15 protein-coding genes and 1 tRNA gene are annotated in these 15,253 nt (G+C 62.6%); 10 read left to right on the plus strand and 6 right to left on the minus strand.

Annotation, left to right across the window (positions count from 1 at the left end; all coding sequences use genetic code 11):
* Positions 1 to 130: 130 nt before the first annotated feature.
* Entirely contained in the window at positions 131 to 2,287 is a 2,157-nt protein-coding gene (locus tag AC0L7I_RS04400; protein ID WP_473398329.1) for a penicillin acylase family protein, read from the minus strand.
* Positions 2,288 to 2,377: 90 nt separating this feature from the next.
* On the opposite strand from AC0L7I_RS04400, the gene AC0L7I_RS04405 reads away from it, so the two are divergent.
* The 6 genes from AC0L7I_RS04405 to AC0L7I_RS04430 all read left to right on the plus strand — a co-directional run bounded on the left by AC0L7I_RS04405 (position 2,378) and on the right by AC0L7I_RS04430 (position 7,158).
* Positions 2,378 to 2,950 (plus strand): hypothetical protein, encoded by a 573-nt coding sequence (locus AC0L7I_RS04405; protein WP_473398330.1) that lies wholly within the window; start codon positions 2,378 to 2,380, stop codon positions 2,948 to 2,950.
* A 95-nt stretch (positions 2,951 to 3,045) separates the two neighbouring features.
* Positions 3,046 to 3,942, plus strand: a complete 897-nt coding sequence (argB, locus tag AC0L7I_RS04410) for an acetylglutamate kinase (protein WP_473398331.1) — start codon at positions 3,046 to 3,048, stop codon at positions 3,940 to 3,942.
* Complete coding sequence (locus AC0L7I_RS04415; RefSeq protein ID WP_473398332.1) at positions 3,917 to 4,954, plus strand: DUF1036 domain-containing protein; 1,038 nt, start codon at positions 3,917 to 3,919, stop codon at positions 4,952 to 4,954. Before argB ends, AC0L7I_RS04415 begins: the two co-directional genes overlap by 26 nt.
* The gene (locus AC0L7I_RS04420; RefSeq protein WP_473398333.1) at positions 4,944 to 5,717 is read left to right on the plus strand and encodes a pyrimidine 5'-nucleotidase; all 774 of its coding nucleotides are present in this window, start codon (positions 4,944 to 4,946) and stop codon (positions 5,715 to 5,717) included. Before AC0L7I_RS04415 ends, AC0L7I_RS04420 begins: the two co-directional genes overlap by 11 nt.
* A complete protein-coding gene (gene dapD / locus AC0L7I_RS04425) occupies positions 5,714 to 6,541 on the plus strand; it encodes a 2,3,4,5-tetrahydropyridine-2,6-dicarboxylate N-succinyltransferase (protein WP_473398334.1) in 828 nt (275 codons plus the stop codon). The genes AC0L7I_RS04420 and dapD overlap by 4 nt, the downstream gene beginning before the upstream one ends.
* 119 nt (positions 6,542 to 6,660) lie before the next feature.
* Positions 6,661 to 7,158, plus strand: a complete 498-nt coding sequence (locus AC0L7I_RS04430; RefSeq protein WP_473398335.1) for an SRPBCC family protein — start codon at positions 6,661 to 6,663, stop codon at positions 7,156 to 7,158.
* Here AC0L7I_RS04430 and AC0L7I_RS04435 read toward each other — a convergent pair.
* The 4 genes from AC0L7I_RS04435 to gluQRS form a co-directional block, all read right to left on the minus strand.
* Positions 7,155 to 8,255 (minus strand): Zn-dependent alcohol dehydrogenase, encoded by a 1,101-nt coding sequence (locus AC0L7I_RS04435; protein WP_473398336.1) that lies wholly within the window; start codon positions 8,253 to 8,255, stop codon positions 7,155 to 7,157. The two genes, AC0L7I_RS04430 and AC0L7I_RS04435, sit on opposite strands and share 4 nt — an antisense overlap.
* Positions 8,256 to 8,373: 118 nt before the next feature.
* Positions 8,374 to 8,820, minus strand: coding sequence for a cupin domain-containing protein (locus AC0L7I_RS04440; protein ID WP_473398337.1), 447 nt, complete (start codon positions 8,818 to 8,820; stop codon positions 8,374 to 8,376).
* Between the two features lie 6 nt (positions 8,821 to 8,826).
* On the minus strand, positions 8,827 to 10,416 hold the full coding sequence (locus AC0L7I_RS04445; protein ID WP_473398338.1) for an alkaline phosphatase: 1,590 nt from the start codon (positions 10,414 to 10,416) through the stop codon (positions 8,827 to 8,829).
* Positions 10,417 to 10,503: 87 nt separating this feature from the next.
* Positions 10,504 to 11,349: a tRNA glutamyl-Q(34) synthetase GluQRS gene (gene gluQRS / locus AC0L7I_RS04450; RefSeq protein ID WP_473398339.1), complete on the minus strand. Its 846-nt coding sequence runs from the start codon at positions 11,347 to 11,349 to the stop codon at positions 10,504 to 10,506.
* Positions 11,350 to 11,422: 73 nt separating this feature from the next.
* Here gluQRS and AC0L7I_RS04455 point away from each other — a divergent pair, with 73 nt between their 5' ends.
* Positions 11,423 to 12,544 (plus strand): hypothetical protein, encoded by a 1,122-nt coding sequence (locus tag AC0L7I_RS04455; RefSeq protein ID WP_473398340.1) that lies wholly within the window; start codon positions 11,423 to 11,425, stop codon positions 12,542 to 12,544.
* Between the two features lie 4 nt (positions 12,545 to 12,548).
* On the opposite strand, the gene msrA is transcribed toward AC0L7I_RS04455, so the two are convergent.
* The gene (gene msrA, locus AC0L7I_RS04460) at positions 12,549 to 13,199 is read right to left on the minus strand and encodes a peptide-methionine (S)-S-oxide reductase MsrA (RefSeq protein WP_473398341.1); all 651 of its coding nucleotides are present in this window, start codon (positions 13,197 to 13,199) and stop codon (positions 12,549 to 12,551) included.
* 111 nt (positions 13,200 to 13,310) lie between these two features.
* Between msrA and AC0L7I_RS04465 the strand changes: the two genes are divergently transcribed.
* From AC0L7I_RS04465 to AC0L7I_RS04475, 3 genes are all read left to right on the plus strand, one after another.
* Positions 13,311 to 13,400: transfer RNA gene (locus AC0L7I_RS04465), tRNA-Ser, on the plus strand.
* Positions 13,401 to 14,008: 608 nt separating this feature from the next.
* Positions 14,009 to 14,239 (plus strand): DUF6968 family protein, encoded by a 231-nt coding sequence (locus AC0L7I_RS04470; RefSeq protein ID WP_473398342.1) that lies wholly within the window; start codon positions 14,009 to 14,011, stop codon positions 14,237 to 14,239.
* Between the two features lie 384 nt (positions 14,240 to 14,623).
* Entirely contained in the window at positions 14,624 to 15,253 is a 630-nt protein-coding gene (locus tag AC0L7I_RS04475) for a phosphoribosylanthranilate isomerase (protein ID WP_473398343.1), read from the plus strand.

The raw sequence follows: 15,253 nt of genomic DNA on the forward strand, positions 1-15,253 counted from the left end.
TCGTCGTGGGAAACCCGACCGCAGGTTCGAATCCTGTCCTTTCCTCGCTACTCCCGGCAGGGCGGTGACTAACCTCAGGTCTCATCCGACGCCGCAAGTGGACGCTACCTCTCAACCAAACCGGATCAGATTAATCCCTCCCCGGATGATAGGTCCGCGTCGCGTTGGCGACCACATCCTCGCGCGTCAGGTGGGCTTTGCGCCATTCTTCAGCGGCGAAGAGGGGCGCCTGGTCGGCATAGTGGGGTGAGGCCTTGTCGAGCGTGGCGCTGCCATAGGGGCTGATGACGCGGGCTTTCTGGTGGCCGGCTGCGTCCCATTCGACCAGCGCGATCCATGTATCGCCAGCGGTCATGTGCAGTTCGCCATCATCGCCCATGCCGGCCGGGTAGACGGCGCGCAGCGTGTCTGGGCCGCCGCTGATCGGCAGGCTGGTCTTGCCGCGCACCAGCCGGTTGACCTCGCCCCATTCCGGGTCGATCCGGCCATGGTGGACGGTCAGCCATTCGACCGCCTCGCGGAAAGCAGTTTCCGCCTTCGGGGCGGGCAGGTGGGTGTATTTCGCGGTGACCTCGCGCAGCACGGTCAGGCCGCCGAGGGCTGCATAGCGGCTGTCGGCATTCATCTTCCGGTCCCAGGCAGCGAGGCGTCTGGCGGCCTCGGCCATTTCCGGCTCCTGGCTCCAGTCGATCTCGAGCACCCGGGCGATCAGATCTGCCGCTTCGGAGCCCTTGGCATAGGCGGTGTCGAATTTCAGGGCGAGGAGGTCCGGTTGATTGATCGGGGTCTTGCCGTCAGTCAGTTCGATCATGCGCAGCGAGCGGTTCGACTGGTTGGTCTGCAGGCCCATGGACTGGGGGAAGTCTTCGGGGCGGAGGTTGTCCGGGCCGTCCGTAGCGCTGTAGGGCGTATTGTTGGAATTGAAGACGAGGCCGGACACGGGATTGACCAGTTTCGGCACGTCACTCCATGGACGATAACCCTGCCAGATCAGGTCGGAGCGGTCGCCGGGCATGTCGCCCGACCAGTCCCATGCATCATCGCGGGCGGGGTATTGCGCATTGTGGATGAAGGCGACGTTGGCTTGCCTGTCGGCATAGATATAATTGATGCTGGGAAGGGCGTTGAGCGACATGGCGGTCATGAACCCGTCCATGTCGGCGGCCTTGTTCAGGCGGTAATATTGTTCGAGTTGGCGGATCTCGCCCATGCCGGCGAAGCGGATGGCGTAGGTGCCGTGTTTCGCTTCGATAACCGGGCCGTGGGCCGAACGGAGCACCTTGCGTTTCACCTTGAGGGCAAAGGGGCCCAGCAGCCTGACGTGGAGTGTGGCAGTCGTCTCGTCGAACTCGACCCATTCGCCGTCCAGCTTGTACTGGTTCGCATTGTCCGGGTTGACGGTAAGGACATAAGTGTCGGCGAGGTCCTGCGCGCTCACCGTGTTGGCCCAGCCAAGATCCTTGTTGAACCCGTGCAGGATGACCGGCGTGCCGGGGAAGATGCCGCCGGTAATGTCGAGGCCCTCGTCGGAGGATATCTGCGCTTCGTACCAGGCGACGGGGCCGGTCAGCGGCTGGTGGGAATTGATCACGAGCCGGGTGACATGGTCGCCCGCCCGGCTGGCCGAGACGGCGATGCCGTTCGAGCCGCGCTCTGCCATTGTCTTCGGGCCGACCAGGAAAGCCTTGCGGCCCGCTGCAGGGTCGAGCGCGATGGCCTGGGTATAGTCTTCGCCGAAGAGGTGAAGCAGCGTTTCGTCAAGGCCGTAGAAGAAGGGCGTCTTGAAGATGAAACCAGCGACGACATCCTCGGCGGTGAACGGGGCGAGGCCGCGCCATGTCGCCTCAGGGTGTTCGGACGCATAGAGGTTGAGGCCGGTGGCATAGGCCTCGGCCATGGCTTTGACGTCGTCAGGTACGTCGGTGGCATAGCGGGCGTCCATCGTGTCCCAGACGCCGAGCAGGGCGACGATATAGTCGAGCGGGGCCGCATCCTTGCCGCGATAATGCGCCATCACGCCCCTGCCCGCCGCGACGGTTTCCTGGATCGTTTCGAAATCATCCTCGGCATGGGCATAGGCGAGGCCGAAGGCGGCGTCCGTGTCGCGGGCCCCATGCACATGCGGCACGCCGAACTCGTCGCGGATCACCTCGGCGTCATAGTTGGCAGCCCCGGCGGCCAGTTCGCTGGCGGGCGGATTGGCGGGCAGCGGATCCCACAGGAATATGCCGGCGCCAACCAGCACGACAAGCAGGAGCGCGCCAGCGCCCGTCAGGATACGTTTCATGGTGTCTTCCCCGCCAGAGTGACTTTTCGCCAGCCTAGCGGGTAGCCGGCCTGCCGTCACTGTCCGTATTTCGGCATTACCTTCCATGTAATGGAACGGGCCGCCGGCCGGTTGTACGGTTCGGGTACGCTGTCGTGCCACTCACCCTCGGTCGCGATAGCTGCCGGATGGGCTCATAACGGGCCTGTCCGGCCCCTGTTCAAGACAAGGATTCTCATGATGAACGGATACAAAAACCTGATCGCGGCAACGGCCATGGCATGTGCATCAATGACGGCTGCGGCGTATGCGGACGAGATGAATTTTTGCGAACCCGGGACTCCGCATTGCGTCGATGCGTATTTTTACAATGATGCCAGCGTCATTGTCACGAAGGTCAACGTGAAGCAGAGGGCTAACGACAATGGCTGCCAAGCCGTCAAGAAGACGCACAAGAAGGATATGCTGGCAATCGGGCAAAGTGGCCAGAAGGTGAAAATGCGGGTGCTGAACACCTGTACCTATCACGTGAAGTTCAAGACCACGTCGGGCTGCGTCGGCAACAAGGACGGCAACCTGACAATGGCGAACCTCAGGGATGGAGAGCACGGATATGATACGATCTACCTGACCGGACAGTGTGGAATCCTGTCGACCGCCAAGCACTATTCCAAATATGAATGAAGGCGCGGGACCGAAGGGAAGGGTTTCGCTGGACTGAAAACCGCCTTATGAGGCTGGCCCACACGCATTGATCGCGAAGGATGGCGCCAGTCCCGATGACAGACCCTGTTGCACAAGCCCGGTTCACGGCGAAGACGCTGTCGGAGGCCCTGCCCTATATCCAGCGTTATGCCGGCCAGACGATTGTCGTGAAATATGGCGGCCATGCCATGGTCGACCCTGCGCTCGCCGCAGGTTTTGCGCGCGATGTCGTGCTGCTGAAGGCGCTCGGCATCCATCCGGTTATCGTGCATGGCGGCGGACCGCAGATCGGCAAGCTGCTGGAAAAGCTGGGTATCGTGTCCGAATTCAAGGGCGGCCTGCGCGTCACCGACGAAGATACGATGGAAGTCGTTGAAATGGTCCTGTCCGGCCCGATCAACAAATCCATCGTGCGGGCGATCAACCAGGCGGGCGGCAAGGCAGTTGGCCTGTCGGGCTCAGACGGAAACCTGATCCGCGCCGAAAAGGCGACCAAGACCACCAAGGATCCTGACAGCCATATCGAACAGGTTCTCGATCTCGGCTTTGTCGGCGAACCATGTGCGATCGATACGACTGTGCTGGACGCGATCCTGCGTAATGACGCGCAGCTGATCCCGGTCGTGGCACCCGTCGGTGTCGGCCATGACGGCGCGCGCTACAATATCAATGCCGATACGGCCGCCGGGGCGCTGGCAGCGGCGCTGGGCGCGAGCCGCCTGCTGTTGCTGACGGACGTGGCTGGCGTGCTCGACAAGCAGAAAAACCTGATCCGCGAGATCCCCGTGGGGCGCATTCCGGAGCTGATCGCAGATGGCACAGCTGCAGGTGGTATGATTCCCAAGCTTGAAACGGCCGCGCATTCCGTAAATCATGGTGTCGGGGCGGCTGTGATACTTGATGGGCGTGCGCCGCACGCTCTCCTCATGGAGCTATTCACAGAACATGGCGCAGGTACGCTCGTTTCTTAAAATTCTCGGCGCGCTTGGCGCCTTCATCGCATTCGGCAGCACGGCCCAGGCGCAGGAAGGCGCGGACGGCTGGTCACTGTGCAATCGGACCAGCTTTGTCATCGAGGCGGCGATCGGCCGGCCCGAAGGCGCCGGCATCACGGTCGAAGGCTGGATCAAGCTGCAACCGGGCAATTGCAAGCTCGCCTTGCCGGGCCCGCTGGAGCCGAAATTCCACTTTGTTTATGCCCGCACGTCTTCGGCCCACCGCGGCGGCGTACGTGAATGGGGCGGCAATACCGATCTTTGCGTCGATCCAACAGGCAGTTTTTCGCTGGAGAGCCCGCCGGAATGCGCGGCCATGGGGCTCGAGGCGCGCGGTTTCAGGGCGGTTGAAATCACACGGCGGACCCGCTGGGTCACGCCGTTCACCGAGATCGACAATTACGATTCCAAGCGGGCAAGGGCCGCCGGGATCCAGCGCCTGCTGGAGGAAGCTGGCGTCGTGTCCGGCGTGATCGATGGCAATATCGGCCACAAGACCCGCGCCGCGATCAGCGAATTCCTGAAAAAGAATGGCCTGCCCGCGACAACATCGGAATCCGACCTGATCGATTTCCTGGAGCAGGTCGCCAAGGATCGTGGCCGTGCTGTCGGATTCACCGTGTGCAATCGCACCAAGAACCGGATCTGGAGCGCGATTGCGCGGCGCGGCTCGGAAGGCTGGGAAAGCCGGGGCTGGTGGCTGCTCGAGGCGGGGGGCTGTTCGCGTGTGATCGACCGGCCGCTGAGCGGGTCGGACCATTTCGTGTATGGCGAGATGGAAGATGGCGACAAGCTGCGGACGCTGGCCAAGGCGTCTGATGCGTTTTGTGTCGGGCGCTCCAAGTTCGCGATTGTCGGCCGTGACGATTGCGAAGCATCGGCCTATCGCACGGCCCTGTTCGCCGCGACGCCGGCGCCTGTCGACCGCAAGCTGGTGTTCGAATTCTTCGAGCGCGACTTCGCAAAGGCCAGCGCGAATGAGCGATAGGCATGCAGGCGTTCATTTGACGCCGTTCGGCAGTTTCGGGCACGTCCGCGATTGGGTGTTCGATCTCGACAACACGCTGTATCCAGCCGAATGCGACCTCTTCGCCGAGATCGACACGCGGATGACGGACTTTGTGTCGCGGCTGCTCAACCTGCCGCGCGGAGATGCCCGCGTCATCCAGAAAAAATACTATGCCGAGCATGGCACGACACTGTCAGGCCTTATGGAAGTACACAAAATAGACCCATCTGACTTCCTGCACTACGTTCATGAAATAGACTTATCACCCCTTCCGGATCTGCCGCTGCTTCGCAGGGTCCTCGAGGCGCTACCCGGCCGCAAGTTCGTCTACACGAACGGGTCGCGGCGCCATGCCGAACGCGTCACAGAGAAAATGGGCCTGGCCCATGTCTTCAATGGCAGCTTCGGGATTGACGACGCGTCCTATGCGCCCAAGCCCCGGCCCGCTTCCTATGCCGCGTTCAGCAAGCTGCACGATGTCGAGCCGACCGAGGCGATCTTCTTCGAGGATATCGCCCGCAACCTCGCCCCCGCCAAGGAAGCCGGTTTTACCACGGTGCTCGTGCATTCGGAAAAAGACTGGAGCCACGAGCCGATCGAGGCGCGCCCTGCGAACCTGCAGGACCTGTTGGGGGATGACGGGCTCGGCCACATCGACTATGTGACGGGCGACCTCGCTGCCTTCCTTGAAGCGGCGCTGGACACACTCAAGCCTGCCTGCCCCCCGGAGACCCAGACATGACCCACGCCCTTGCCGACGTAATCGACCGCGCCTGGGAAAGCCGCGACACGCTTTCGACCGATACGAAGGGCGAAGTACGCGAAGTTGTCGATGCCGCGCTCGACCTGCTCGACCGGGGCGAGGCACGCGTCGCCAGCAAAGGGGCCGATGGCAGCTGGACCGTGCACCAGTGGCTGAAAAAGGCCGTGCTCCTGTCGTTCCGCCTGAATGCCAATGGCATGATTGCCGGCGTGCCGGGCGGCGGCAACTGGTGGGACAAGGTGCCATCGAAGTTCGAAGGCTGGGGCGAGACCGAATTCCGCGAAGCCGGTTTCCGCGCCGTGCCGCCTGCGGCCGTGCGCCGGGGCGCCTTCATCGCGAAGAATGCCGTGCTGATGCCGTCCTACGTGAACATTGGCGCCTATGTCGGCGAAGGCACGATGATCGACACGTGGGCGTCTGTCGGCTCGTGTGCGCAGGTCGGTGCCAACTGCCATATCTCGGCCGGCACCGGCATTGGCGGCGTGCTGGAACCGCTGCAGGCCAACCCGACCATCATCGAGGACAATTGCTTCATCGGCGCGCGCTCGGAAGTGGTCGAGGGCGTGGTCGTGGGCGAAGGCTCGGTGATCGCCATGGGCGTGTTCATCACCCAGTCGACCAAGATCGTCGACCGCAAGACCGGCGCCATCACCTATGGCCATGTGCCGCCTTACTCGGTCGTCGTGCCAGGCACGCTGCCGGACAAGAATGGCGGGCCAAGCCTCGCCTGCGCCGTCATCGTGAAAACGGTCGATGCCCAGACCCGCTCGAAGACCGGCGTGAACGAGCTGCTCAGGGACTAGGGCCGCGACAGCAGCCCCGGACGAGCGGAACCCTCCGACTGCCGTGGCGTGAGGGGTTTCACGATATGGAAAAGTCCGTTCTCCTGAGTTGAACATCACAGCTCAGCGAGGATGGCGGAATGGCCAAAACATTGAAACCGCACAAACAGGTCGGCGAAGACTATCTCGCGACGGTCAGTCCAAAGCTGCATGTGGTGCACGCATTTCCCTTCCCCTCCTCGGCTGTCTGGGCCGCACTGCGCGATGCGAACGCCTGGACTGAATGGTTGCCAATCACCAATGTGACCTGGACGAGCCCCAAGCCCTTCGGCGTCGGCACGACCCGCACGGTCGAGATCGGCGACCAAATTGTCGAGGAGACCTTCTTCCTTTGGGAAGAGGGCAAGCGCATGGCCTTCCGCTTCGAGAAATCGACCCTGCCGGTATCGGCTGCGGTGGAAGACTACCACGTTATTGATACCGCCGACGGCTGCGAGCTTCACTGGGCAGGCAAAGCGAGCGCGCCCCTGTTCTTCGGCGGGGTCGTCTCAAAGCAGCTGGCCAAGGGCCTGCGAGAGGGCATGCCCTTGCTGGAAGACCTGATCGGTCGGGAACCGGCCCGGTTCGGGCTTGCCTAGTCGAACACGACCACCTGCCGGGCGACAGACCCCTTGTTGTCCTTCAGGTTCTGCAGCGCGCCGGTCAGGCCGTCGAGGCCGATCCGGTCGGAGACGAGATCATCGAGGTGCAGGCGGCCCTGCTTGTAGAGTTCGACGAGGCGTGGGAAATCGACCCGGAACCGGTTTGACCCCATGACCGCGCCCTGAAGGCGCTTTTCCGTGACCAGAAGTTCGATGCCGGGAATCTCGATATTCACGCCCGGCGGGATCATGCCGATCACGGTCATCACGCCGCGCGGGCGCATCATCATGTAGCCCTGTTCGGCCGTCTGCTTCAGGCCGACGCATTCAAAAGCATAATGCACGCCGCCCTTGGTCAGCTCTTTTACCTGTTCCACAGGATCGCCGTTTTTCGGGTTCACGAAATCGGTGGCGCCGAATTTCTTCGCCATGGCGAGTTTCTCGTCCGACAGGTCGACCGCGATGATGCGCGACGCCCCGGCAATTGCCGCGCCATTGATCGCCGACAGGCCAACCCCGCCGCAGCCGAGAACGGCCACGGTCGAGCCGGGCTCGACCTGCGCGGCATGGAAGACAGAGCCGACGCCGGTGATCACGCCGCAGCCGATCAGGCAGGCGCGGTCCATCGGCATCTCCTTGTCGATCACGCAGAGCGTGTTTTCGTGCACGAGGATTTGCTCGGCAAAGGAGGAGAGGTTGAGGAACTGGGAGACCTTTTCCTTGCCGATGGACAGGCGCGGGGCCTCCGTTGGCGTGCGCTTGAACTGTTCGCCGTTGACGGTGTGGCAGACAGACATGTGCCCGGTCAGGCAATATTCGCAGGTGCCGCAGAAGGGCGACAAGATCGAGACGACATGGTCGCCTGGCTTCACGGCGCTGACCATGGAGCCGACCTGCTCGACCACGCCTGCGCTCTCATGGCCGAGGATGACCGGCATCTCGGTCGGGAAGGCGCCATCCCAGAAGTGCACGTCGGAATGGCAGACGCCGACAGCGCCAAGGCGGACCAGCACTTCGCGCGGGCCGGGCTTGGAGATTGTGACCTCTTCGATCGAGAGCGGCGCATTCGGCGCGCGCATGACAGCAGCTTTCATGGGACTTCCTCCGGGTTGGCCGCGCGCTCGTTCGCTGGCGCTGCGGTCTCAACTGCTACCATTGCGCAGAGACCGGGTCTTGAACAGCCCGGCCGCTACGTAAGGCTGGCGGAACGGATCAATAGGGCGTGCCGTCTTCGTGGAGATAGATGTTGTCCGGTCCGACTTTCATGTCGATGCCGGGATAGAGGCAGCCATCCTGGGAATCACGGCTGCTGGCGACAAGGAAGACAAGCGGCTCAGGCCCCTCATTGCGCAGGTGGTGCGCCTCGCCATCCGCCGGGAAGGCCGCCATCTCGCCCGGCCCCAGCGTATACTCGCCGCAATCGGTGACCACCCGCGCCATGCCTGACAGCACGATGACGAACTCGTCCTCATGCGTGTGGACGTGCATCTGGCTGGACCACACGCCGGGCGGGATCGTGCAGAGATTGACGCCGAGCGCTGTCAGCAGCCCGGCATCGCCGACCCCCTGCCATTGGCGGGCCTGAACGGCGGCGGCATGGGGGGCGGGATAGTTCGTGCCGGTACGGACGGGAACCTTCGCAGGATCGATCTTGGGCACGCGCGTCTACTCCGTTGCGACAAGACCGGAGGCGCGGCCCATGACATGGAAGATCTCGTTCTGCTCCATCACGCCGGAGATGAGTTCCGATCCGGGGCCTGTGGCGAAGATGGCCACATCGTCGCCGCCATGGGTTTCGGAGCCCATGAAAACGAGGGAAGGCTGGCGGAAATCCTGGGCGGTCGTGTCGACGTCGGACAGGTCTTCGCGGGTGCAATCGGGTTCACCGTCCTTCATGCGGCAGGCCGTCGGCCCGTTGGCATAGGAGAGCGTGCTGTAGGGCTTGCCGTCCTGCGCGTTCATGTGGCTGTCGTCGAGGCCGGCATCCACCTTGCCGAGGATCGGATTGCCGCGCTTGGGGTAGCCGGAAATTGTCATCGTGTGGGAATGGTCGGCCGTGACGATGATCAGCGTGTCGTCCCGGCAGGTCATGTCGAGCGCGGCAGCGACGGCCTGGTCGAACGCATCGGTCTCGTCCAAGGCGCGAGCGGCATTGACGCCGTGGTGGGCGTGGTCGATCCGGCCGCCTTCGACCATCAGGACATAGCCGTCAGGGTCTCGCGACAAGCGGGTAATTGCGGCCCGTGTCAGGTCAGTGATCGACGGCTCCTTGCCGGTGTCGGCGCCGCGATCCATGTCGAACTCCATGTGCGAGGCCTCGAACAGGCCGAGCACTTTGACATCGGATGCGAAGTCCACGGCATCGAATCCGGCCTGGTCGGTGATGTATTTGTGATCGGGACCTTTGGCGACCCATTCGGCGGTCAGGTCTCGGCCGTCCTTGCGCCCGCCAGTATGGCCTTCGTCTTCCGCGTCGGCTTCGTCGACCGTGGTGAACGGCATCCTGCCGCCGCCGAGGGCCACTTCGAATCCGTCGCCCTCGGGCCACTCGATCAGCTGGCGGGCAATGTCCCTGCAGTCGCCGGCATCGCCGCCCTTGAGGTCGGCATCGTCTTCCCAGTCGCGGTTCGGCGTTTCCGAATAGGTCGCGGCGGGCGTGGCATGGGTGAGGCGGGCGGTCGAGACGATACCGGTCGCGAGGCCTTCGCGTTCGGCAAGGTCGAACAGAGAATCGGTACGATTGCCTTCAACGCTGGCGCAATTGTTATAGCTGGCCTCCTTCAGCACACCGAGTGTCCGTGAATTGACCTTGGCGCCAGTGACCATCGCGGTGGCCGTCGAGGCCGAGTCGGAGACCTGGAAGTCATGGCTATAAGTTTTCGACAGCGCCACGTTCGGCAGCGTTTCCATCGTCAGATGGAAGGATTCTCCGTCCACACCGCGCTTCTGGCCGGCATGGATGCGGGCGGCGGTGATGGTCGGGATGCTCATGCCGTCGCCAATGAACAGGATCACGTTCTTCGCCGGTTTCAGGCCACGCTGGTCGATCCGTGCCTGCACGGCAGCGGCGGCAGACTGGTAATAGCTGTCGCCGGATTGCTGCGGCAGGAGGCCGGCGCGCTGCGGCGCCGTCGGCGCGTCGACCACGTCCGGCATGGCCGGCTGGGTGGTGGTGCAGGCTGTGGAAACGAGGGCGAGGCCCGTCAGCAGGGCGGCGATGGATGTGCGCATGGCGTGGATTCCCGAACGATTCATTTGCCGCGTTGATAGACGAGTTTTGTGGCAGTTTCGATTCAGTCGGTGCGAATTCAGTCGATGGGGACAGGTTTTCAGCGCGCAGCGTCAGGCGGCGGTCGTCATGGCGCGAACGTCGTCTGGCGTCATGCCCTCTTCGCGATAGGCGCGGAGCCCCTTGTCGCCGGCCCGTTTCGACAGCTTTTTCCCGTCGGGTCCGAGCAGGAGCGGATGGAAACGGTAAAGCGGGGTCGGCCAGTCCATCAGGGCCTGGAGCAGGACGTGCACGCTCGTCATTTCGCGTATGTCCTCGCCGCGGATGACATGGCTGACACCCTGCAACGCATCGTCATGGCAGCAGGCCAGGTGATAGCTGGCCGGTGTGTCCTTGCGCGCGAGGACAACATCGCCGAAGGCACATGGGTTCGCCTGCACCGTGCGGGCACCGTTCGGTGTCTCCTCGGTGAAGGCCAGGGTCTTGTAACGTGGCCCGAGCGCGTCACGTGCCGCGCACAGCGACAGGCGCCAGGCAAACGCGTGGCCGCGCGCAAGGCGTTCCCTTTCCACTTCGGGCGAGACGGGCTTGCCAATATAGGGGGCATCGTCCGGATCTGAGCCTGCCGGCAGGGCGGCGGCAATCTCCCGCCGTGTCTTGAAGCAGCGATAGACCAGGCCGCGCGCATCCAGATCGTCGAGGACGCGGGCATAGTCATCGAAATGTTCCGACTGGCGGCGCACCGGGCCGGACCAGTCGAGCCCGAGCCATGCAAGGTCTGACAGGATCGAGGCTTCGTATTCGGGGCGGCAGCGTGTCTGGTCGATATCCTCGATGCGCAGCAGGACCTTACCGCCTGCTGCCCGTGATGCGTCCCATACATGAAAGGCTGAAGCGGCATGTCCAAGATGCAGGTGACCGGTCGGAGACGGCGCGAACCGCGTGACAAAACCTGTCATGTCACCTGCCCTCCCATGCCAGCCGAATGACCAATGCTAGCGCGGGATCACCCGTAATAACAGTCATTCCCTGTTGCCAGCGATCTTCAAGGCTCGTATCGCCAATGCGCAAGAGAGGTCAAATGCCATGCTGGAAACTGGCTGGTTCACGACGGCAGAAGACTGGGTCGAGACGCATGTGCTCAGCGCCCATGAATTCGCGACTTTCGGGTTCGCGATGGCGATGCTGCTTTGCCTCGGTCTCCTGTTCCTTTTCCTTTCGGGCGTCCGCGCACTGATGACGCGGCTGCACAATGCAGCCGGCGCACGCGCGTTCCGGCGCAGCAAGGAGCCGGGCTATCGCATCCTGCTCGCCCGGTCGGCCGGCCCGGGGGCAGGGCGCACCGGCAAATGGCTGATGTCGGCCCTGGGCGAGCATCTGGCCGAGTTCAATTTCGGCGCCCCTTTCCGCATCGCGGCGACCGGCCGGATCGCGGGCAACAATGATCAGAAAATCCTGGCGCAGGCGCGCCGCCGGCTGGCCGCAGCCGATGCGGACATGCTGGTCTGGGCCAGCCGTGTCGACAAGGGTGATGGCGGCCTCGTCGTGCAGGGCCTGTCGCGCGGCGGTGGTCTCAGGCCCGACGAAGCGCGCGCCTTCAGCATCGGCCTGCCCGGACGCCCCGCATCGCGCGCCGGCCAGGTGCCACAGGTCGCGGCCTATCTCCTGGCCAAGCAGCTGCAGCCGGCGCTGGCGAATCCGCAGGCGTTCAGGCCGGAAAAGATGAAATTGCTGGCCGAGGCGCTCGACCGGATGCTGGCCGACAGCGCGAATGTCTCCCAGATCGTGCGCAGCGAGATCGAAGCCGATTTCTGTGCCTCGGGCGTGCATGTCGCCGAAACAACCGGCGACCTGGAAACACTGGACCGTGTGATTTCGCTGCGCCGGACACATCTTGGCGCGGTGACCAATACGTCCGACCCGATGCGCGTTTCGCAGGCGCGCATGGACCTCGGCCGGGCCCTGCTGGCGCGGGCCGAAAAGAAGTTCGACCAGAAGATCGTGCAGGAAGCCATCTCGCACCTGTCGCAGGTCGTCGAAGCCCTGCGTGGCGATCCATCGATCCAGAAGGCCCAGACGGCGTCTGACGCCATGTTCAAGGCGCAAACCATGATCGAGACCCGCAAGCGGTTTTCGATGAATTTCGGATCCTAATCCCTCAGACTGCCAGTCCGGTTGGGCAGGACACGCCCGTGCCGCCAATGCCGCAATAGCCTGCCGGATTCTTGGCGAGGTATTGCTGGTGATAATCCTCGGCATAATAGAATGGCCCCAGAGGCCCGATCTCGGTCGTGATCGCGCCGCTGTGCCCGGCCTTGGCGAGGGCGCCCTGATAGGCCGCCGCCATGTCGCGGGCCGTTTCGGCCTGTGCGTCAGAGGTCGTGTAGATCGCCGACCGGTATTGCGTGCCGATATCATTGCCCTGGCGCATGCCCTGTGTCGGGTCGTGGCTCTCCAGGAACAGTTTCACGAGGTCGCCAAAGCTGACTATCGCCGGATCGAAGACGACGCGTACGACTTCCGTATGCCCGGTCCGGCCGCTGCAGACTTCTTCATAGGTCGGATTCGGGGTCGGGCCGCCGGCATAGCCCACCGCTGTCATCCAGACGCCATCCTGCTGCCAGAACTTGCGTTCGGCGCCCCAGAAACAGCCCAAGCCGAAAATGGCGGTCTCGAATCCGTCGGGCACCGGGCCCTGGATGTCGCGGTGGAACACGAAATGCTCGCGCGCTGTCGGGATGGCGACCGGGCGGCCCGGCAGGGCGCTGGCGGCATCGGGGATCGTGGCGGGCTTTTTCGAGAACAACATGAGCGGGCTCCTTCATCAGCGCCGAATATGGGGTCGTATCCCGTTAACGGCAATCACAGTCTTGCGAGCGCGTGTGCGTTCCGCTAAGGGGCTTGGCTTCGCGCGAGCGATGGTGAGGTGGCCGAGTGGTCGAAGGCGCACGCCTGGAAAGTGTGTAGGCTAGCAATAGTCTCCAGGGTTCGAATCCCTGTCTCACCGCCAGCCTGGCCGCAGCATGGAAACCGGCAGCCGAATGGTAAAAAACGTGCAAGCCCGGTGCGTCGATGTATTTCGGCAAAACGTGAATTAAAAAACCCTTTAAATTAGAAAAAAATCGTCTTAAGGTATATTTCGATATACGATGCGTGGTTGATTTTAGGGGAAATGCAAATTGCTTCGCTTATTTTCTCTTCTGTTGTTGGGCTGCTTAATCTTAGGCGGCACCGCGCAAGCGCAGTCCGTTGGTTGCCTGTCGGTGAATGCTGAGGATTGCGAAAATCCATCCTTCGGTGGCAACGGGACCAACTTGCAAAGCGAGTACGACGCTTACGTTCGATTGCTACAGAATGAATTCGGCGGTCCGGCAGCGTGCGATAACAGTTTCCAAGGCTCCTGCCCAAGTCCATATGAAGCATGCAAGCGAAATTGTGAAAGAACATATCAAATGCTGTCAAGCGCTTGCGCTGGCTTACCGTACGGCCTGAGAAGGCCATGTTATTCCGAGGCTATGGAGGATTTTGCCCGATGTTTGAGAGATTGCAGCCCATTTTAGAGTCGCTCTCTAGCGGGATGCATCCAGCCGATCGGGAACCGATACAAGAGAGCGCCGCATGCTAAAATTCAAGCTGGAGCCACAAAGCAAAGACATGATGAATATCGGAGCAGCGGAAGGCGCGGAGGTCAGTATCAGCGCACCGGTTTTAATGCCCGACAAGTCAATGTGGGAATGCACATTCAGCATTGAGGGCTCAGACGGTACTTTCAATTCAAAAATCTATGGCGATTCAGAATTACAGGCGGTTGAGCTTGTTATTGGCTTCATCAACAAAATGATTGCATGAACTATTCTGTCGCTAGTTGTCCGTTCCAGCAAGGCTTCTGATCTTCGCATTGGAGTTGTTGTTAAATAGCCTGATGTGCGCGTTGGCAGATAATCCGCATCGCAATTGACCGGATGTTGATATCTGGCGCAACCGGCGTGCCATGAGACGTGTGAAAACCTGTGGCCATACAGCGGATGCAGGCTGGCAAGACCGCCTGCGGAAAACACCTCCCTCGGGCCGCAATTGCAAAAACTCAGGAAACTCATCGAGTTGGCGCAAGGCCATGCCAGTCCCGATCCAGACCTGCCGGTTGCGTACAAGCGCGCCTCCAACGACTAGGCAAGCCCGGGCGTCGGCAAGCTTGGCTTGACGCGGGCGCTGCTATCCCGCACCTGCCCGTCCATGGTGAGTGTGAAGATCTGCGGACTGACCGACCCGGACCTTGTCGGCTTTGCGGCCCGCGAAGGCGCCGATTGGATCGGCTTTAATTTCGCTTCAGGCAGCCCCCGACAGGTGACGCCCGAGGCAGCGGCCAGCCTTCTTATGCAGGTCGGCAAAGCGGTGCCCGTGGCGCTTCTGGTGGATGCGAGCGATGCCGAGATCGACGCGGTCGCGGCTGTAGGCTTTCCCGTGCTGCAATTACACGGCGCCGAGACGCCCGAACGGTTGGCCGGCATCAAGGCGCGTACTGGTCTTGAGGTCTGGAAGGCGCTCGGCGTCTCGGCCCGTGTTCACCTTGACAATGCCCGTGCCTACACGGCCGCTGACCGGTTGCTGATCGACGCCAAGCCGCCCGAGGGCGCCAATCGCACGGGCGGTCATGGCCAGACGTTCGACTGGGCGATCCTTGAAGGCTGGCAGGCGCCGAAGCCCTGGATGCTGGCCGGCGGCCTCACCCCGGACAATGTCGCTGCAGCCATTGCCGCGACAGGTGCGACAGCCGTCGATGTCGCCTCTGGCGTCGAGCGGGTACGGGGGTTAAAGGACAGGGAGCTGGTGCGGGCCTTTCTCCGCGCCGCCAAAGAGGCTTGA

The sequence above is a fragment of the Hyphomonas sp. J20-32 genome, from assembly GCF_055808555.1.